Below are 20255 nucleotides of genomic sequence, written 5' to 3' on the forward strand. Positions count from 1 at the left end.
AGTGTCGTTTCCTAGTTTTCCTAGTTACCACGCGCCGCGTGGTAATTCAGATTCGCCGCGCTGCGGCGAATAGCACCGCGGCGCGGGCAAGCCGAGGGTTCCCACTTAGCACGTGGGAACCAGAAAATGGTGTCGCTATCGCGACGGATGCTTTTTAATGCCGGTTCCCGCACCGGCAAGCGGAATACTTTTCTTTGCTTGTCCAAAGAAAAGTATCCAAAAGAAACGACACCCGGCATTCCGCCCTAATCCTGCGCTTCTCGATTTTGCCGAGGGTTTTCCGAAGGGGCTTCCCAGCCCCTGCGGAAAACGCGATGCATCCATGCATCGCCCCTTCGGGCTAATCTCGTCAAAATCTGCGATGCTCGGGGCGGAATAACGGGAGGGAACCCCTCACCAAGTTTCGCGGTAGCCAGCGAATTGTTGAACAAGCCATTAAAGCCGGATAGTTGCTCCAAATCAGTATTGTTTATCCGGCCAAAATACGCAGCGCGCCTTGCCCTCCCCCGGCTGCGGCGAATTGCACCGCAGCGGCGGTCGGCTGGGACGAAGGATTAGGCCCCAAACATCTAGTGCTGCGTGACAACTATGGGCGCTCCCTTCGTAATGACCATTGTGTGCTCGTACTGCGCTGAAAGATTTCCGCGTACGCCAGCGAGCGTCCAGCCATCTGCCGTTTCAGTTACGACGCGGCTCTTCGTCGACAGGAACGGTTCAATCGTAATCACCATTCCTTCCTGAAGAATACGCTTGTCAGCCGGGTCGAAGTAGCCCGCAATGTGCTCGGGCTCCTCGTGCAGCGCACGGCCGACCCCATGGCTGCCGAGATTCTCAATGACCTTGAAGCCATAAGCCTTCGCTGTACGCTCTATGGCGGCACCGATCCCGTTGATCGGCTGACCGACTCTTGCTCTTTTCATCGCTTCCGCCAGAGCTACGCGAGTAGCGTGGCATAGGCGGGTCTTCTGAGGAGTTGTAGGGGGAACGATAGTGGTTCCGCCGGTATCGGCGAAATATCCGTCCAACTCCGCGGAAACATCGATGTTCAGAACATCGCCAGCTCTAACTATTCGACCGCCGGGAATTCCGTGCGCGGCCTGTTCGTTAATGCTGATGCAGGTCGTTCCGGGGAAGTTATATGTCAGCTTGGGAGCTGAGCGGGCGCCATGCTCTCCTAGCAACCGTTCGCCAAGCATGTCGAGCTCCCGAGTGGTAATTCCGGGTTCTGCTGCATCAAGCATGCGCTGAAGTACCAATGAAACTATTCGGCCGATACGTTTTAGGCCGACGATGTCGTGCTGAGTTTGGATAATCATGTGGAGCCTTGTGAAGAAAGGAAAGTAAGGGAGGATTCTGGCTCCCTAATTACCACGCGCCGCGTGGTAATTCAGATTCGCCGCGCTGCGGCGAATTGCACCGCAGCGCGGGCAAGCTGAGGGTTCCCACGTAGCACGTGGGAACCAGAAACTATTCGGCCGATACGTTTCAGGCCGACGATGTCGTGCTGGGTTTGGATAGTCATGTGGAGCCTTGTGAAGAAAGCAAAGTAAGGGAGAATGCTGGCTCCCTAGTTACCACGCGCCGCGTGGTAATTCAGATTCGCCGCGCTGCGGCGAATAGCACCGCAGCGCGGGCAAGCTGAGGGTTCCCACGTAGCACGTGGGAACCAGAAAAGTGTCAGTGGCGTCAGAAATTTGGCATGCGTAGGGGCGAGAAGAACACCATCCCCGAGGTCGACTGATTCAGTCGCAAGCTCAAGGCCAGTCAAACCTGCGTGCAGATCGGCGTCGTCGAGTGGATGCATTGCAATGTTTAACGCCAGCGTAACGGGCCGGTTTGAAGCGCCAGCGGAAAACCGGTCACGTTGACGCAATCGTTAGGCATTTTTGTACTCCTTTACCAATTCAAAAAATCTAATAACAGATGATCTATGCTGCTCTTCTGTAACATTACACGAATATCCTTCCCATTTGATATTTGTTGGCGATAAACCTATTTCGATTGCTAGGATCATGTTTTGCCAACCAGCAGTAGATTCATAAAAGCCGAATTTCTTTGCAACCCAGTCATGAAACCCCTGAAAATTGCTCAGAAAATCTATTAGGGTTGTTTCATTCTCAACCGCAAAAGTATACCCATCCAAAAATGAACGAACATTAGATAACTTGCACTCTCCCGTATACATTGCAGTACGCGTGCTTATTAGTTCTATCAGTTCGTAAATATTTTTCATGCTTAATTTTGGTGCCTAACTAGTTATTAGAAAGATCTGTATATCCACCGCAAAATAATCTTCGACACGATAATTTATCGATCAGCATATGGTATTCCTTTCTGTATACCCTTCGGCGGAGCAATAATGACCGTTAACGGCCGGACTGCTGCCATTGAATCAGATCGGGCGATAGTCCGCAACGGGTCCAATTTCGCCATTCGCTGCCCTAACAGGCTGGTGAAAAACTCCCAAAGCTGCAGTCATCAAGGCGCATAGCCTCAGCAAACAAGTAAAATAGCGCATCTAAATTGGAGAAGCCCTCCATGCGCGGACACGATGCCATTCAAAATAGCTGGTTCAGCTACGTTAGCCTGGAAGACCGTATTCCCAAACAGCATCCGTTGCGTCGTTTACGGCTACTCGTCGATGGCGTATTGGCCTCTATGGATGCGGTCTTTGCCGAATGCTACTCCCATACTGGCCGCCCGTCGATTGCGCCCGAAAAACTGCTGCGCGCCTTGCTGTTGCAAGTGCTGTACACCGTTCGTAGCGAACGCCAGTTGATGGAACAGCTGGACTACAACCTGCTGTTTCGCTGGTTTGTCGGTCTGGGCATCGACGATGCTGTCTGGGAACGCAGCGTGTTCAGCGCCAACCGCGAACGGCTGCTGTCCGAAGCGCTGAGTCGCGAATTTTTTGAGCGGGTACTGGCCATAGCCGAATGGCAAAACCTGGTGTCCGACGAACACTTCAGTGTCGACGGCAGCCTCATTGAAGCCTGGGCCTCGCACAAAAGCTTCGTTAAGAAAGACGGCAGCGGCCCGGACAAACCCGCCGGCCGCAATCCCGAGGTCGACTTCAGCGGCGAAAAGCGCAGCAACGCCACCCACCAAAGCACGACAGACCCGGAAGCGCGGCTCTACAAGAAAGGCGAATACACCGAGGCCAAACTGCGTTACATCACCCATGCCTTGTCCGAGAATCGCAACGGCCTGATTGTCGATGTCGAAACCACCCAAGCCACCGGCACCGCCGAAATCGAAGCCGCGCAAACAATGATCAAACGCCGTGTGCCCAAAGGCGGTAGCGTCGGTGCCGACAAAGGCTATGACCAACCGGCTTTCGTCAACGGACTCAAGGCGCAAGACATCAAAGCCCATGTGGCCCGGAAAAAGACCGGCAGTGCCGTCGATGGCCGCACCGCTCGCGGCAAAGGCTATGCCCAAAGCCTCAAGCGCCGCAAAATCGTCGAAGAAGCCTTCGGCTGGATCAAGACCGTCGGGGGCCTGCGCAAAACCCGCCACATCGGCTTAGCCAAAGTCGCAGGTCAGGCCTTGTTTTGCTTTGCCGCCTACAACCTGACGCGCTTGCTCAACCTATTGGTGTTCACGCCGAAACCGGCGTGGAGTGCGCCCACCTAGGGCGAAGTGCGCCTGAAAACCGTCCACAGACGGCTTCAGGCGAATAAAAAGCCCTTGAAACAGGGGCAAAACGGTTGAAACTCGATGTCATGACCGATTTCAACACGAAAAAATCACGGAAACCGTGGGTAAGGGGAAATATCGGTGGGTTTTTCACCAGCCTGCTAAACCGACACTCGCACCAACCCAGCAGCCATCATCCCCTTCCCGATTTCCTTGATAGCGCTATCGGAGTTACCATATCCGGCTTGTTTGCTGGAGCGGTATCGTTCGGCAAACGGCTAGCCCGGCATGACGCCGGGCACCCTATTCCAACCGGTTTCTTTTTTCCATCGATCCGACAACAGTATGAAATTAGTAAAATCTTCCCGATTCTCCCCTTGCCCCGGCCCGGTCGTCACTATCGTGCTGGACGGCGTCGGCATTTCGCCGCGCGACGACGGCGATGCGGTCAAAGCCGCGCGCACGCCGATGCTGGACAAGCTGATGACAAACTTTCCGATGACGAAATTATTGGCGCACGGTAAGGCCGTCGGCATGCCCAGCGACGAAGACATGGGCAATAGCGAGGTCGGCCACAACGCCATCGGCGCCGGCCGCGTGTTCGCCCAGGGCGCGAAACTGGTCGCCGAATCCATCGCCAGCGGCCATCTGTGGCAAGGCCACGCTTGGCAGGAAGTGGTCGCCACCGCTAAACAGGGCGGCACGCTGCACTTTTTGGGGTTGTTTTCCGACGGCAACGTGCATTCCCACATCGACCATCTGACAGCGATGATCGAACGCGCCAAACAGGAAGGCGTCGGCAAGGTTCGGCTGCACATCCTGCTCGACGGCCGCGACGTCGGCGAAACCTCTGCTTTGGATTACGTCGATCCGTTCGAAGCCTATCTGGACGGCCTGCGTAGCGCCGATTTCGACGTGGCCATCGCGTCCGGCGGCGGCCGGATGAAAATCACGATGGACCGCTACGAAGCGGATTGGAGCATGGTGCAGCGCGGCTGGGACATCCACGTCAAAGGCGAAGGCCGCCAGTTTGCCAGCGCCCACGAAGCCATCGAGACCTACCGCAACGAACTGGGCGTGATCGACCAGGACTTGCCAGGCTTCGTCGTTGCCAAAGACGGCCAGCCGCTGGGTAAAATCGGCGACGGCGATGCCATGGTGTTTTTTAATTTCCGCGGCGACCGCGCCATCGAGATTTCCCGCGCCTTCACCGAAGAAACCTTCTGTCCGTTCCAGCGCGGCCTGCTGCCGAAAGTCACCTACGCCGGCATGATGCAATACGACGGCGACACCAAATTGCCGCCGCGCTTTTTGGTGGAACCGCCGGCAATCAGTCGGACCATGGGCGAATACCTGGCCAAAAACGGCGTGGCGCAATACGCGATCAGCGAAACCCAAAAATACGGCCACGTCACTTATTTCTGGAACGGCAACCGCTCCGGCAAATTCGACGACGCGTTGGAAACCTATGTTGAAATCCCCAGCGATGTGGTGCCGTTCGAGCAACGGCCATGGATGAAATGCGCCGAAATCACCGACGCGCTGATCGCTGCGATCCGTAGCGGCCAATACAAATATCTGCGGGTCAACTACGCCAACGGCGACATGGTCGGCCACACCGGCAATTTCGAAGCGGCGGTCACCGCGATGCAGGGTCTGGATTTGCAATTGGCACGCTTGATTCCGGCGATTATCGAAGCCGGCGGCGTGGCGCTAATCACTGCCGACCACGGCAACGCCGACGAAATGTACGAGCTGGACAAGAAAGGCAACGTCACCCGCGACGCCGAAGGCCGGACCAAGGCCAAGACCTCGCACACGCTGAATCCGGTGCCGTTCGTTTTGGTGTCCGGCGAGGCCGATCCGGCCTACAAACTGCGCAGCGATCTGGCGGCGCCGGGTTTGTCCAACATTGCCGCGACGGTGTTGAATTTGTTGGGCTACGAGGCGCCGGAAGATTACGATCCGAGTTTGATCGAGCCGGCATAAGACTCGGCGCCAATCGCTGCGGGCCAGCCGTTGTGCCCCGCAGCGGCAGCCATAGCGTTGGATAAGCTGCCGAGCTTAGCCACGCGCAAATGAAAAGGGCCGGAATTCCGGCCCTTTTTGTCGATTAGTCGGTTGCCGTCTTGAACCGGGCCGCGGCCCCCAACAAGCCGGTGACGAAGAAAGCCGTACCGACCAGAGTAAAGCGCAGATTCAGTTTCTCCAGCGCCAGATCGTCGGTCGCATACAGCATGAAAATCACGGCGATCCCGCCCCAGGCCAGAAAGCGCAACGCGGCGGCGATGGCGGTTTGGCTCAGGGTTTCCGCATCGCTGGCCGGCGCATCCATCCGGTAGGCGACGAAACCGCTGATCAGCGCCGGCATGATGCCCCAACGGGCATGGTCGAGGAAGCTGTCCAGAAACTTGAAATCGTCGCGGTGGTAAAAGGTCAATTCCAGGATGAAGGTCGAAATCGAGGTACTGACCACGAAGCCGACGAACATCATCGCCATGTAAAAACCGTAGTAGCGGTCGGCCGGTTCCTGCTGGTGGCGGAAGGCGACGCTGCGCAACACGAACACCAGCGCGATGGGCAGCACGTAAATCGCAATCGAATAGGCGATCCAGCGCAAGGTGGTATAACTGAAATGCGGCAACGGCTTGTCCGGAAACAGAAACACGTTGTGCAGCGCCACCGACACCTCGCGCCCCAAAATCACGCCGAACGCCGTCGCCGCCGCGAAAATCAGCAAGTACTTGTAGGTATGCTTCAGCCGCGCCTCGTGCACGTTTCCGCCCAATTCCTTGACGGTGGCCCAGATCTCGTTCTCGTTGGCGCTGCCGAATACGACCAGCGCGGCCAGCAATCGACACAGCAAACCGCTGAGCCGGTCCAGGTCCTTCAATAAATTGACGGTCTTGGTGTAGTGCGGCTCGGCTTCCTTCCACACCGCGACCTTTTCCGACATTGCGTTGTAGGAAATGCAGATTTCACCCCATTTCAACGACGGTTCGCTGAACAGCCGCCGGTACGACGACTGGTCGGCGTAATGCTGGATGCGGTCGAACAACAGGCTGTTATGGGCCCATTTGTATTCGACCGTGGCGCCGGCCTTGTCGAAATCGCCGGCGTCTACGCTTTGTACCAGCAGGCGGTCGGCGATTTGGCCCTTGATTTTGTCGTCCACCGCCGACAGCCGGGATTTGATCAAGGCGTTGTAGACTTCGACCGCTTTGGTCGGAATCGCAAACGCATCGTGAATGCTATCGCGCAAAATCAGCAGCGGGTTGAACGCACTTTCCCACGCGATCAAAAACAGTATGGTGCCGGCGGCGATCAGCGGCAACAGCTTATTGCCGTCCAAACCGGACAGCAGTTCGACCAGGCTGCCGGCCCGCAAATGGCTGACAATCAAGGTCACCAACGGCTCCAGCGGCAGCCATTGCCAAGTCAGCAAACAAAACAAAGCCGCCATCAACGCACAGTACAAGCCGATTCCGGTCCAGTACGTGCTGCGGCGGATGAAATATTGCGGCAGGGTCGGTTCCGCACCGAGCTGGATCCGCCGCTTTTGAAACGAGCGATAGGCCAGTACCGCAGCGGCGGCGGCACCCAGCAACTGAATCGCAAAATTAATCAGAAATTCGATGGTCATTGTTCCTACGGGTTGGTAGAGAGATGGAGCCGCGGCCTCATCCGCGGGCTATCGCGCATTCTAATGCAAAGCCGCCTTGGTTAGCGACCGTGTCGGCGTTTCAGGCCGACAGGGCCAACGAATCTTCCAGCGCGATTTCCAATTCGGCCAGCGCGATTTCCGACAAACCGAGCCGGGCCGCTTCCTCGCTGCTCGATACCACCAAATCCGGCTGCGGCCGGGCGGCGATACCCAACTTGTAAGCCACCATATCGGCCACCCGCACCACCAACTCGACGGTACCGGTTTCCTCGCTGACCGGCTGGTGGTGCGATTCGGCAACGCGGCAATACACTTCCGGCAAATTCCAGGAACGCAGCAGCCAGGCGCCCTTGGCTTCGTGCTGGCGAATCAACACTTCACGCTGCAAATCCTCCGGCAAATTCAGTGTCGGGTCCTTGGCCCGCAAATCGTCCAGACAACGCAACAGCAGCAGTTCGCCGATGTCGTGAAACAGGCCGGCCATGAATGCTTCCTCGGCAATCGCATGGAACGACAAGCGTTTTGCCAGCCACTCCGCCCCCAATGCGACTGCGACGCTGTGCTGCCACAGTTTGAGCATATATTGCTGGGTAGCGGCGTCTTTGGCGGTAAACATGCCCTTCTGCATCACCAACGTCGCGATCTGGACGATACGCGGCAGCCCGAGACGGACGACGGCATCCTTGACCGTGTTGACCGTACTCAAGCCGGCATAAAACGAGGAATTGGCCACCCGCAAAATCTGGCTGGCCAGGCTGGCGTCCATCGCCAGTTGTTTGGCGATGGCATCCAGCGAACGGTTTTCGTCTTGCAAGGCTTGGCGCAGCTCGGTGACGGCACGCGGAAACACCGGCAATGCGCCGGCGCCGCTGGCGATGGATTCGTCGATTAAAACGGTCAGTGATTTTTCGCTCATGGCATTTTATTAACAGAGTTCATCGGCTGCCCAACAAACGGCGCAGCTCGTACAGCGGGCGGGGTTTGCCGAAACGCGGCAGATTGCGCACCACCTCTTGCAACGAAGTCATACCGGCGGCGGCCTTGACCAAACCGTCTTCGACCAGGGTCACCAAGCCGGCGGTTTCCAGGCTGACCCGGCGGATTTCGTAGGAAGTCTTGCGCTGCAGGATCGCATCTTTGACCAACTCGTTCATCGACAGCAATTCGAACACGCAGACCCGTCCCGAGTAACCGGTGAAGCGGCATTTGTCGCAACCCTTGCCGAACATGAAATGGGCGCCGACCATATCGTCCGCCGTCAGATTCAAGCGCCGCAGCAAGGCCGGGTCGGGTTGGAACGGCTCCGCGCAATGGCGGCAGACCCGGCGCAACAGGCGTTGGGCGACCACCGATACCACGGTCGACGAGATCAGAAAAGCCTCGATTTCCATATTCAGCAGCCTTAACAGGCCGCCGATGCTGTCTTCGGTATGAAACGTGGTCAGCACCTTGTGGCCGGTCAACGCCGCCTGGATCGCCGTATCGGCCGAGAAGCGGTCGCGGATTTCGCCGAGCACGATGATGTCCGGGTCCTGGCGCACGATATGGCGCAAGGTCTCTTCGTAAGTCAGATTGATCTTAGGATTGATCGAACACTGGGCGACGCCGTCGATCACGTATTCGACCGGGTCCTCGGCCGAAACGATACTGACTTCCGGACCGTTCAAATAATCGACCGCACTGTACAGCGTCGTGGTTTTGCCGGAACCGGTCGGCCCGGTGATGATGACGACGCCGGTCGGTACGTCCAGCGAATCCTGCACAAACCGCTCCAACATCAGCGGCGCCATCCCCACTTCGTGGATATCCAGCAATTCGGTCTTGCGGTTCAACAAACGCAGCACGATTTTCTCGCCGTTGATCGTGCTGAAGAACGACGCCCGCATGTCGACCACGTGGTTGGTGGCGACTTGCTCGAACAACACCCGGCCATCCTGGTGCCGGCGCTTTTCGGCGATGTCGGCACCGGCCATGACCTTGATCCGGCTGATCAAAGCCTGGGCCATCTCTATCGGAAAATCCCGGAAGTGCACCATCATGCCGTCGATGCGGAAACGGATGCGCAGCTTGTGTTCCAACGGTTCGATATGGATATCGCTGGCCGATTGGCGGATCGCATCCTCGAAAATCTGGTTGACCAAGCTGACGGCGGACTGCTCGCCGACGGCGGCTTTGTCGGACCGGCTATTGCGTTCGTAATTCAGCAGAAAGCGCATGATCTGCGAATAGCGGCCGACGGCAGGAATTACTTCAGCGCCGAGCACGTGCCGCGCCGTTTCGATTGCAGACTGGTCCAGCGGATCGCCGAAGGCCACCAACACGCCATCGACTTGTTTTTCGACCGGCAGGAAACAATGCTTGTTGGCCGCTTTCAGCATCGGTTTATTCATCAGGCTTTGGTCGATGTTGGCGACGCTGAGGTCGATCACCGATATCCCCATCAAATCGGCCAGCACCTCCAGCATTTTCGCTTCGGAAATCAGGTTGCGTTCGACCAGGATTTCGCCCAGACGCTTGCGGCCGGCGTCCTGTTGCTGCTGCGCCAGCGCCAATTGCAAATCGGTGTTGCCGATAAAACCGAATTCGACCAGAAACAAGCCCAATTTGACTTTTACCGGATGGTTGCGGAACACCTCGACCAACTGCTCGTGCGTGACGAAGCCCAGATCGCACAGCACCACCAGAATCGGCTTGGGCGATTCCAGCTTGGCTTGCACGCGGCGGGCGTATTTGAGCTTGTCGGCATCGACCGCGCCTTGGGCGACCAAAAGCTCTAAAAAGGATTCGGTGAAGTTAGTGCCGGAACCGGGCGAACTGCCGTCGTTGAGTTTCATGATTGTTTCGAACTGGCGATCGGTCGGGATCGTAACGGATTGGACACGGGTTGGAATGTGCCGGCAAGTCGGCGGCCGGGAAATTACCACTAAGGTACTAATTTATGCCACGCAATACAACGTTATGTTATTCCCAGCTAGGGAGGCGCTGATTAAATCCCTCGTCAGGAGATGGGATAATATCCCCCATCTGATCGTACCGAGACAAGCCGATGAATGCCCCCACCCAAACCAGTTTTGCCGAACTTGAATATGCCAGCAAAAAACGCCAAACCCGGCGGGAAAAATTTCTGGCGGAAATGGAGCAAGTGGTGCCCTGGACATTACTGTTGGCCCAACTCGAACCGCATTATCCGCAGAGCGGTCGCCGCGGCCGGCAACCGATGGCATTGAATCGCATGCTCCGTATCTACTGCATGCAACAATGGTTCAGCTACTCGGACCGACAAATACCCACAGGGCACAAGTGGAAGATGCACTGTATGAAATCGAGAGCATTCGGCGTTTTGCCGGTTTTGGTAGCGTTACCGAAGCGCTGCCGGACGAAACCACGATTCTCAACTTCCGTCACTGGCTGGAGAAGCACAAGTTGACGGAGGTGCTGCTATCGACGGTCAACGACCACCTGAAAAACCAAGGCCTGTTGGTCTCCAAGGGTACGATGGTCGACGCCACGATTGTTCACGCGCCGAGCTCGACCAAGAATCAGGATCAAGCACGCGATCCGGCCATGCATCAAACCAAGAAAGGCAATCAGTGGTATTTCGGGATGAAAATCCACGTCGGCGCCGACGTCAATTCAGGGGCCGTACACAGTGTAACGGTGACCTCGGCCAACACGGCTGACATCGTGGAATTACCCAAGCTGCTCCGCGAAGACGATCAAGTCATCTTTGCCGATGCCGGCTACACCAGCGACGACTACAAAAAAGGCTCGCGGCATCTGGGACTGAGCTGGTGCGTCAACGACAAGCGCAAGCCCGGCAAAAACCTGTCGAGCCGCCAGCGTAAGCGCAACCGAAAATATTCGTCGGTCCGCGCCCGTGTCGAGCACATTTTTAGGATCATCAAGTGCCAGTTCGGCTTTCGCAAGACTCGCTACCGAGGCTTGGAGAAGAACACAGCCCAGGTGAACTGGCTGGTGGCTTTGGCCAATTTGTATCTGCTGCGCCGCCAGTTGATGGCGGCCTAGGCCGAAATCCGTCTACCGTGCGCCCAAACACGGTAGACGGGAATAAAAAACGCAGGAATTGGGGCTATTTGAACGATCCGTCAGCGCATGTTTGTAAAAAATTACGCTTGGGTCGCAAGGCGCGGCTTGCGGTTTGATTTGTTCAGCGCTTCCTTAGCAGTCGAAAGAACGTCATAGCCGATTGGCATGGATTCGCTTTTGCGCGGTTACGGGTGCCGGAACCCAGCGCACAAGCGTATGAAAAGACCTTAGCCCGCCGTGGCATCCGGGTCCGGGCAGTCCTGCCCGATGGGGATGCCGGGACGACATCGACCGTTAACCCGAACATCGCTTCATTTAACCCGGAGTTAGCCACTAAATCCGGCCTCTACCGAACTGGCGTCGATTTAATTGGACAGCGCGCGCCTTTCTGCGTTTGAATGGCTGCGCAGTTCCGTTTCGCCAATTCCTGTTAACGCTTTGAATTCGGAGGTTGTTATGGACAAAGTTTTATTGGGTTTCATTTTGGTTTTATTGCTGGCATGGGCGCCGAGCCACGTCTTCGCCGCCAGCGACACCGGCGCCGGCAGCGCTGTATCGGCCGCGGCTCCGGGCACTGCGCCCGCCGCAGCGGCAGCGAGCGGCAACAAAAACGAGATCGACGGTTTTTCCGGCGCCATCGGCTTGATTTATTTACTCAGCTTTGCCATCCAACAGTTAATCGAGCCGTTTAATTTGTGGTTCGAGTCCGTGGCCGAGAAATGGGGCCAAAAACGGCCCTGGGTCACCAAGAAAACCGTGATTTTTTGCTTCTCGTCGCTGGTCGGCACGCTGTTCGCGATGCTGGGCCAAATCGATTTGCTATCGGTCGGATTTCTGCAACACCCAGGCGGCAGCCTGTTCGGTTTTCTGGTAACCGGCCTGGTCATCGGCGCCGGCACCGAATCGGCCAATACCGCGCAGAAATATTTCGATTACGTCAAAAAGCAGAACAAGCCGGCCAAACCCTGAACCCGGCGGGCGCGGCCGGGCCCGGTCCACTGTCGACTTGGCTGGGCAATAGCCGCGCCGCAATCCCGCTCGCGCACCGGCATTTCCGCATTGGCGGGTACGGCAACCGGCGGCGGCCGCTCGCTAACCTTAACTCGATTAAGGTAATATTCGCCCAGGCGAGTCTGCCGACAGACGGACTCGGAAACCAACCCGCTGTTAACTTGGGAGGTAAGCAGCATGCAAGGCTTGGTGGATTTGTTCGGGATCAAGGGCTTCATGCCGCACGGCTACTGTCTGGCCTGGAGTCCCGGTCTGCTCTGGTTGACAGTAAGTTCGGACGCATTGATGACGTTGGCCTACGTGACTTACCCGGTCGGCATCGCCTATTTCGTCTGGAAACGTAAGGATCTGCTCTACCGCTGGTTGTACCTCGGATTTTTTATTACCTTCATCCTGACTTGCGCCGCGACCCACCTGCTATCGGTGGTGACCATCTGGCTCCCGCTGTATTGGCTGGACGCTTACGTCAAAGCGCTATCGGCGCTGGTTGCCGTCGCCACTTCATTTGCGATCTGGTGGGTAATCCCGCGTGCGTTGAAACTGCCGAGTCCGGCCGAACTGCAACGCGCCCGCGATCAGGCCGAAGCCGCCAACAAAGCCAAAAGCATTTTTTTGGCGAATATGAGCCACGAACTGCGCACGCCGCTGAATGCCATCCTCGGCTTCTCCAGCCTGGTGCAAAAAGATCCGCAATTCCCGGAAAGCCAGCAGCGGAATCTGGCCATCATCAACCGCAGCGGCGAGCATTTACTGAATCTGATCAACGACGTGCTGGAAATGGCAAAAATCGAGTCCGGCCGGCTGCAATTGGAGCAGACCCGCTTCGATCTCGGCGCACTGATCCGCGACGTCGGCGACATGATGTCGGTGCGGGCGCAAGACAAAGGGTTGCAGCTGTTGGTCGACCAATCGTCGGAGTTTCCGCGTTTCATTTACGGCGACGAAGCCCGTCTACGGCAAATTTTGATCAACCTGCTCGGCAATGCGCTGAAATTCACCCAACAAGGCGGCGTCACGCTGCGCCTGGGCAGCCATCGCAACAGCCACACTCACCTGATGATCGAAGTGGAAGATACCGGCCCCGGCATCGCCGAAACCGAGCGCGAACATGTCTTCGAGCCCTTCGTCCAGCTCGGCGAACAAGGCGACAGCAAGGGTACCGGTTTGGGGCTGACCATCACCCGCCAGTTCGTGCAACTGATGGGCGGGCAACTGACGCTGGAAAGCAGCGTCGGCAAGGGTTCGTTATTTCGTATCGACTTGCCGTTACAGGATACGGCCGAGCCGCAAACCCTGGTTCCCGCAGCGGACCGGAGCGGCGAAATCGTCGGGCTGGCGCCCGGACAGCCGCAATACCGGATTTTGATCGTCGAAGACCAATTGGAAAACCAACTTTTGCTCGGCCAGTTGATGGCCGATATCGGCATGCAGGTCGAAGTGGCCAAGGACGGCGCGCAAGGGCTGGCACTGTTCCAAAGCTGGCAGCCACATTTGATTTGGATGGACCGGCGCATGCCGAGAATGGACGGCCTGCAGGCCGCTCAAGCCATCAGGCAGCTACCCGGTGGCGACCGGGTCAAGATCGTCGCGGTCACGGCGTCGGCGTTTATGGAACAGCGCGAGGAAATGCTGCAAGCCGGCATGGACGGCTTTATCCGCAAACCCTACCGGGCCGAGGAAATTTATGCCTGCCTGGCCGAACAGCTCGGGCTCGAATTCGTTTACCGAAGCGACACTCCCGGCCCGGCACAGGATGACACTCTGACCGCAGAAATGTTGGCCGGCTTGCCGGCGGAATTGCGCCAGGAACTGCGCACGGCATTGGAAAGCCTGGAACATCCGCGAATAGCCCAAACCCTGGATCGGATCGGCGAATTAGATCGGCCGTTACAAAAAATCCTGGCGCAACTGGTCGAAAACTTCGACTATCCGACTATCCTTAAACACTTGTAAACCGCACCGGATATTGCTACCCGTGAACGGAAAAATCCTCGCCGTCGACGATACCCCGGCCTCGCTGAAGTTATTGACCCAACTGCTGCAAGCGGAGGGCTATGAGGTACGCTCGGCCATCAACGGCGAATTGGCCTTGCAATCGGCGCAGCACAATCCGCCCGAATTGATCCTGCTCGACGTGCGCATGCCGGAAATGGACGGCTTCGAAGTCTGCCGCCGTCTGAAACAGCATCCGCAAACCCGCGACGTGCCGGTTATTTTCGTCACCGCCCTGTCTGAAACCAATGAAAAAGTCGACGGTTTCAAATTGGGCGCGGTCGACTTCATTACCAAACCCTACCAGCGCGAAGAATTACTGATCCGAGTCGCGACCCATCTTGAGATGGCGCGCCTGCGCCACGGCCTGGAATGTTTGGTTGCCGAACGCACCGCCGAATTGAAAGCCAACATGCTGAAATTCGTTACCGCCATCGCGTCGACGGTGGAAATGCGCGACCCTTACACCGCCGGCCACCAACGCCGCACCGCGCACCTGGCGGCAGCGATTGCAAAAGAATTGGGGCTCGGCAGCGATTTGATCGAAGGCCTGAGCCTGGCCGGCGTCGTGCACGACATCGGCAAGATCAAAGTACCGGCCGAAATTCTGTGTAAACCGGCGCGGCTGGACGATTTGGAGTACGGCTTGATCAAACGCCACCCGCAAACCGGCTACGAAATCCTGAAATCGATCGACTTTCCCTGGCCGATTGCGCAAACCGTATTGCAGCACCACGAACGGCTGGACGGATCGGGCTATCCGCAAGGTCTGGCGGCGGCCGAGATTCTGCCGGAAGCCAAGATTCTGGCCATCGCCGACGTGGTCGAAGCCATGATTTCCCACCGCCCTTACCGGCCCGGCCTGGGCATAGACGCCGCACTGCAGGAAATTGCCACGCAGCGCAACACGCTATACGATGGCGCCGCGGTCGACGCTTGTCTGGCGCTGTTCCGCGACAAGCACTACCGGCTACCGGTTTGAGGCCGCGGCATAGCGTATACCCCGACTTGGCCGCCGACGGCGTTGGCTCCATCCGCCCCACGAGATCGATTGCACCATGAATATCCCGAGTTTTTATCTGGAACCCGCCAATTACGCGGCGGACTTTGCCGATCTGCAATACCTCAGAACCGAGGTCTTCGTCGTCGAACAAGGCATTCCGCCGGAAATCGAATTCGACGCGTTGGACCCGGATTGCCGGCATATCATTGCCCGCGATGCCGAGCGGCGGCCTATCGGCTGCGGCCGCCTGTCGCCGGCGGGCAGAATCGGCCGGATGGCGGTGCTGCCGGCATGGCGCCGGCAAAAGGTCGGAGCATCGCTGTTGCGCGGCCTGATCGAGCAGGCCGCCAACTTGGGCTTGAGCGAAGTCAGCGCCCATGCGCAGACCGCCGCGCTGGGGTTTTACCGCCGCTGCGGCTTCGAGACGGTAGGGTCGGAGTTTACCGAAGCCGGCATTCCGCATATCGCCATACGCCTGGCCATCGCCGCGCCGGCAGCGTTGCCGCGTCACGGCGCGGCCGCGGCGGAAGCTAGCGTAGCCGCCAGCCGGCTGCAGACAGTGGAAGCCGCGGCGGATGCAACCTTAACGTTGATCCGGCAGGCCAGGCGCCTGCTTTGCGTCTACAGCCGCAACCTGGACTACCGGTTGTTCGGCGAAGCGGCAACGGTCGAAGCGGTCAAACAATTTGCGCTGCGCAACCAGCGCGGCGCCGAAGTGCGCATCATCGTCCAGGAGCCGGAAACGCTCCGCGGCCAACAACACCCGCTGATCGATTTGGCGCAACGCTTGCCTTCTTATATTTCGATCCGGGCGCCGGTCGAGGCCGAGGATTTGAATTTTCGGCCGGCATTCATCGCCAACGACAGCGGCGGTTATTTATTCCAATTGCAGGGCGACCGCTACGAAGGCCATTGGAGCCCGAATTCGCCGCCGCAAAACCGGCAATTGGCGGAAGAATTCGAGCGGAGTTGGCAACGGGCACGGATATGCAGCGAATTCCGCGCCCTGGGCTTGTGAACGCGAACCCCTAACCGGCCTTCTCCGCCCTGCCGATTCCAACCGCGACGACCGGTACGGCTGATTGCCACGGGCAATGACGTTGAGTTAAGGATGGTAGGAGCGGGCCATGCCCGCGATCAAGCACCTACGGCCGCAGGCATGGCCCGTTCCTACAGGATTTGCACCAGCCGGTTTGTCGCTTAACTTAACGACATTGGTGCCATGGGCAGTTGCTTTAAACTAACCTGCTGCGTGAATTCGATCGAGGTCGGCTCCGCCGACTCTCAACGCAACGCCTATGCTGCAAACCCTGCCATTGCCTTCCGGACCGCCGCACGCGACGCAAACGCTAAATCCCGGCATTAAAGCAATAAACTTCGGCAAATACCACCCGATATTGTTCTATAAAAAGAAACAAACAATGAATTCCAGGCGGTATTGTAAATTAATCCAACCGCGCTATAGTGAAGCCGTACCCACCTCAGCCCCAGTTCGATAAGGAGCTTGCCATGAACCCTTCGCATCGACGCCAGCCAAACCCGATGGCCGGATTATGGAACTTGTTATCCAACCGGTTCAGGCAAGCGATCTCGGTTTTCAACGGCTATTTTCCAACCGGCTATCCGCCTGCCGCCGTACCGATCCGCGTACCTTCCCGTCGCTCACAGCGGTGAACTCCTGCACCGCGCACTCTACAGCCTCTATCGCTGCCTGATAGAGGCTCTTTTTGCGCCGGCCACGGCAAACGCCCGCGAAAACCCGGCCGATCAATCCGGACGATACCCCTCCTCCATTAACACCCGCCTGACCGCCGGGCGAGACAACATCAGTCGGTAGTGTTTCCGGCAAGTTTCCGGTAAAGCGATGCCCGACTTATCCGCCCAGAATTCCACGTAAAACAACGCGGCATCGGCAATACCGAAATCGCCCAAGGCATAGCCCTGCTCCGGCAGGCTGCGCGCCACCACTGCCAAAGCCTGGTTGACGATGTCCGTCCCCTGCCGTTTGACCCGTTCGTATTCGGCCGGGCCGGCAGCGTACTTTTCCGGCACGAACAGGCGTTGGAAACCCTGGCCGTGCAGGGTGCCGACCACAAAACCGGTCAATTCCAGCGCGGCGGCGGCCGCGTCCGCATCGGCCGCCAACAGGCCGGCCTTGGGATACTTGCGCGCCAACCAATAGGCGATGGCCTGGAATTCGGTCAGCGCGGAACCGTCGTCTTTGACCAAAACCGGTATCGTCGCCTTCGGATTGATCGCCAAAAACTCCGGCCGGTGCTGGTCGCCGGCCAACAGATTGACGATATGGGCTTCGAACACCAGCTCCAATTCCTCCAGCAAAATATGGATGCCGGTCGAACAAGAACCCGGCGTCATGTACAGTTTCAGCATCGTTCCTCCAGCAAATGCCGGTTCAGATCCAGCGCGAAGTTTTGCCATAACTCGGCTATTTCCCGGCGCGTCGCCTGCAGATAATCCAGGTCCGGCTTGTGTTCGTCCGGAAAATTGGACAAGGCGCAGGAGGTGCGGTGCTTATCGACCGCAAACAGTATCAGCTCGTCGCTGAAGCCGGCAAAGGCGGCCAACAGCTCTGCGGTCAAACCACTCATACCGTTCACGACCGGCGCTTGGCCGGCGTCGAACGGCATGGCTTTAGCCTGCTGTAAAGCCTGCCGGTAAAACCCTGCCAATACCGCCAACAGGTTGCGCTGAAAGCAGCCCTGCCATTGTTGCCGTGCCATATCGGCGGCCAGGCGCTGTTGGTATTCGCGGTGCAATATCGGTTTGGCTTCGGCGACGAAACGGCTGAAGCCGCGCAAAAGCCCGGCGTTGTCTGGAGCATTCATGGTTCGATCCGTTTGTGGCGATACCGAACGCCAATCAAGATACGGACCAGTTTTCCGGCCGGCCGCCGGACGCTAGCGCAAAGGCCGACCGCCGAAAATAGAGGATTAAAATCAATCCGTTAAAATCAAGACTGCTGCACCTTGGCCGCCTACGGCCGCCGCCGTCCGGCGACAAGCGACAAGCTCCGCCCGACAACGCGGCTGGGATTGCAGGGTTTACGACATCGGCTTAGCGTTGGTCGGCCCATATTGCAGCGATTGCCGCACCCCGCCGCCGGCATGAACAGGCACCGGCCGACCAGGAAAAAGCCGGTGCCGCATCGCGGAACATTGCATATACTTAATGTCGGCGATCGCGTTAGCGCGTTCGCGATTCTTTAGCCCCGTATTGCGCCAATTATGCTGAATGATGGATTATCCGCGGCGAATGCCGAATTTTGCACGCTGACCGGCGCAGAGCAGGAGAAAATTCTCCGCCTGCAGCAATCGATATTGGAATCGGTTACCCATGGCGATAGCTATTTGGACGTGATCGGCCAGGTTTGCAAACTGGAAGAGCAACTGCTACCCAATTCGATTGGCTCGGTCATGCTGCTGGACCACAGCGGCGAAGTGCTGAACGTGCTGGCCGCGCCCAGCGTACCGCCGGAAGGCATCTCCCAACTAAACGGTTTGCGGCCGGGACCCGGCGGCGGTTCCTGCGGTAACGTGATTTACACACAGCAACCGCAATTCGTCAGCAATACCTTTACCGATCCACGCTGGGAGAATTTGCGGCATTTGGCCTACAACTTCAACCTGTGCTCGTGCTGGTCGGTTCCGGTGTATTCGCGGCAACGCAAAGTCATCGGCACCTTTGCCCTGTCCAGTTTCGAGCACCGCTCGCCCAGCCCTTTTCATTTACGGCTACTGGAAATCGGCGCCTCTATCGTCAGCATCATGCTGGACCGCAACCGGTCGCAGGAATCGTTGCGCCTGTTCGAACAAGTGTTCGAAGGTGCCGAGGAAGGCATCATGATTACCGACGCCGACATCCGGATTCTGTCGGTCAACAAAACGTTCACCAAAATTCTCGGCTATACCCAGGACGAGTTGCGCGGCCAAACGCCGAAAGTATTTTCCTCCGGCCAACACGGCGCCGATTTTTACCGGACGATGTGGAAACAGATCGAGGCCAAACGCTATTGGCGCGGCGAAATTTGGAATCGGCGCAAGAACGGCGAAATTTTCCCGGAATGGCTGTCGATCTCCGCCGTTTACGACCAGTCGGAGCAACTGACCCATTACATCGGCATCTTCAGCGACATCAGCGAACTGAAAAACGCCGAGGAACAGATCCAATACCTGTCCACCCACGACATCTTAACCGGCTTGCCCAATCAAACCGCCTTCAAGGACCGGCTGCAACAGGCCATCGCCCTGGCGGCCAACCGCCCCGGCAAAGTCGCGGTGCTGAGCCTGGATCTGGACAACTTCAAATTGCTGAACGACTCGCTGGGTTTGCATGCCGGCGACGAATTGCTCAGACGGGTGGCGACCGTTCTGAAAAGCTGCATCGCCGACACCGATAGCCTGTGCCGGATCGGCAGCGACGAATTTCTGCTGGCACTGCCCGGCTGTAACGATACCGAAACCATCAGTACCGTGGTCGATAGCATGATCGAAAAAGTGCGGCAACCGATCCGGATTGCCGAGCAAACCTTATCGCTGTCGTGTTCGGTCGGCATCGCCGTTTACCCGGACGACGGCAGCCAATACGACAGCCTGGTGATGCGCGCCAGCGAGGCCAGGCGCAAGGCAAAAAAAGACGGCGGCAACGGCTACCGCTACTGCACCGAGCAGTTAAACAGCAACAGTTTCGAATTCTTGCGCCTGGCGCACGAATTGCGCGACGCGGTGTCGCTGAAACAGTTCGTGCTGCACTTTCAGCCGCAAATCGATCTGGCTAGGGAAGCGCTGAACAAATCAAACCGCAAGCCGCGCCTTGCGACCCAAGCGTAATTTTTTACAAACATGCGCTGACGGATCGTTCAAATAGCCCCAATTCCTGCGT

The 20255-nt window shown here is 57.6% G+C and carries 14 protein-coding genes and 1 pseudogene; 8 read left to right on the top strand and 7 right to left on the bottom strand.

All coding sequences use genetic code 11. The annotated features are described in order from the left end of the window. Positions 1-569: 569 nt before the first annotated feature. Positions 570-1316, bottom strand: a complete 747-nt coding sequence (gene map, locus VXJ35_RS14235; protein WP_064022070.1) for a type I methionyl aminopeptidase — start codon at positions 1314-1316, stop codon at positions 570-572. Positions 1317-1876: 560 nt separating this feature from the next. Beyond that, entirely contained in the window at positions 1877-2233 is a 357-nt protein-coding gene (locus VXJ35_RS14240; protein ID WP_064022071.1) for a hypothetical protein, read from the bottom strand. Positions 2234-2538: 305 nt separating this feature from the next. Here VXJ35_RS14240 and VXJ35_RS14245 point away from each other — a divergent pair, with 305 nt between their 5' ends. Continuing rightward, positions 2539-3636, top strand: a complete 1098-nt coding sequence (locus VXJ35_RS14245) for an IS5 family transposase (protein ID WP_064022072.1) — start codon at positions 2539-2541, stop codon at positions 3634-3636. A gap of 348 nt (positions 3637-3984) precedes the next feature. After that, positions 3985-5628 carry a 2,3-bisphosphoglycerate-independent phosphoglycerate mutase gene (gene gpmI, locus VXJ35_RS14250; protein WP_064022073.1) on the top strand — a complete coding sequence of 548 codons (1644 nt, stop codon included), beginning with the start codon at positions 3985-3987 and terminating at the stop codon, positions 5626-5628. Positions 5629-5752: 124 nt separating this feature from the next. On the opposite strand, the gene VXJ35_RS14255 is transcribed toward gpmI, so the two are convergent. The 3 genes from VXJ35_RS14255 to VXJ35_RS14265 all read right to left on the bottom strand — a co-directional run bounded on the left by VXJ35_RS14255 (position 5753) and on the right by VXJ35_RS14265 (position 10137). Next, complete coding sequence (locus VXJ35_RS14255; RefSeq protein ID WP_064022074.1) at positions 5753-7282, bottom strand: hypothetical protein; 1530 nt, start codon at positions 7280-7282, stop codon at positions 5753-5755. A 100-nt stretch (positions 7283-7382) separates the two neighbouring features. Further along, a complete protein-coding gene (locus VXJ35_RS14260; protein ID WP_064022075.1) occupies positions 7383-8219 on the bottom strand; it encodes an HDOD domain-containing protein in 837 nt (278 codons plus the stop codon). A gap of 19 nt (positions 8220-8238) precedes the next feature. Then, complete coding sequence (locus tag VXJ35_RS14265; RefSeq protein WP_064022076.1) at positions 8239-10137, bottom strand: GspE/PulE family protein; 1899 nt, start codon at positions 10135-10137, stop codon at positions 8239-8241. 212 nt (positions 10138-10349) lie between these two features. Here VXJ35_RS14265 and VXJ35_RS14270 point away from each other — a divergent pair. The 5 genes and pseudogenes from VXJ35_RS14270 (at position 10350) to VXJ35_RS14290 (ending at position 16374) form a co-directional block, all read left to right on the top strand. Continuing rightward, positions 10350-11329: pseudogene (locus tag VXJ35_RS14270) on the top strand (IS5 family transposase). 477 nt (positions 11330-11806) lie between these two features. Further along, positions 11807-12319, top strand: coding sequence for a hypothetical protein (locus VXJ35_RS14275; protein ID WP_064022077.1), 513 nt, complete (start codon positions 11807-11809; stop codon positions 12317-12319). 219 nt (positions 12320-12538) lie between these two features. Further along, positions 12539-14314: an ATP-binding protein gene (locus VXJ35_RS14280; protein WP_064022078.1), complete on the top strand. Its 1776-nt coding sequence runs from the start codon at positions 12539-12541 to the stop codon at positions 14312-14314. 22 nt (positions 14315-14336) lie between these two features. Then, positions 14337-15335: an HD domain-containing phosphohydrolase gene (locus VXJ35_RS14285; RefSeq protein ID WP_082880931.1), complete on the top strand. Its 999-nt coding sequence runs from the start codon at positions 14337-14339 to the stop codon at positions 15333-15335. Positions 15336-15411: 76 nt separating this feature from the next. Further along, positions 15412-16374: a GNAT family N-acetyltransferase gene (locus VXJ35_RS14290; RefSeq protein ID WP_064022080.1), complete on the top strand. Its 963-nt coding sequence runs from the start codon at positions 15412-15414 to the stop codon at positions 16372-16374. A gap of 749 nt (positions 16375-17123) precedes the next feature. Here VXJ35_RS14290 and VXJ35_RS14295 read toward each other — a convergent pair. Next, a complete protein-coding gene (locus VXJ35_RS14295; RefSeq protein WP_064022081.1) occupies positions 17124-17747 on the bottom strand; it encodes a glutathione S-transferase family protein in 624 nt (207 codons plus the stop codon). Next, positions 17741-18202, bottom strand: a complete 462-nt coding sequence (locus VXJ35_RS14300) for a hypothetical protein (RefSeq protein ID WP_064022082.1) — start codon at positions 18200-18202, stop codon at positions 17741-17743. Before VXJ35_RS14300 ends, VXJ35_RS14295 begins: the two co-directional genes overlap by 7 nt. Positions 18203-18601: 399 nt before the next feature. Between VXJ35_RS14300 and VXJ35_RS14305 the strand changes: the two genes are divergently transcribed. Next, a complete protein-coding gene (locus tag VXJ35_RS14305) occupies positions 18602-20203 on the top strand; it encodes a diguanylate cyclase domain-containing protein (protein ID WP_064022083.1) in 1602 nt (533 codons plus the stop codon). The last annotated feature ends 52 nt before the right edge of the window (positions 20204-20255 follow it).

Origin of the sequence: Methylomonas sp. DH-1, assembly GCF_046097555.1 — a bacterium.
Classification (GTDB): Bacteria; Pseudomonadota; Gammaproteobacteria; order Methylococcales; family Methylomonadaceae; genus Methylomonas; species Methylomonas koyamae.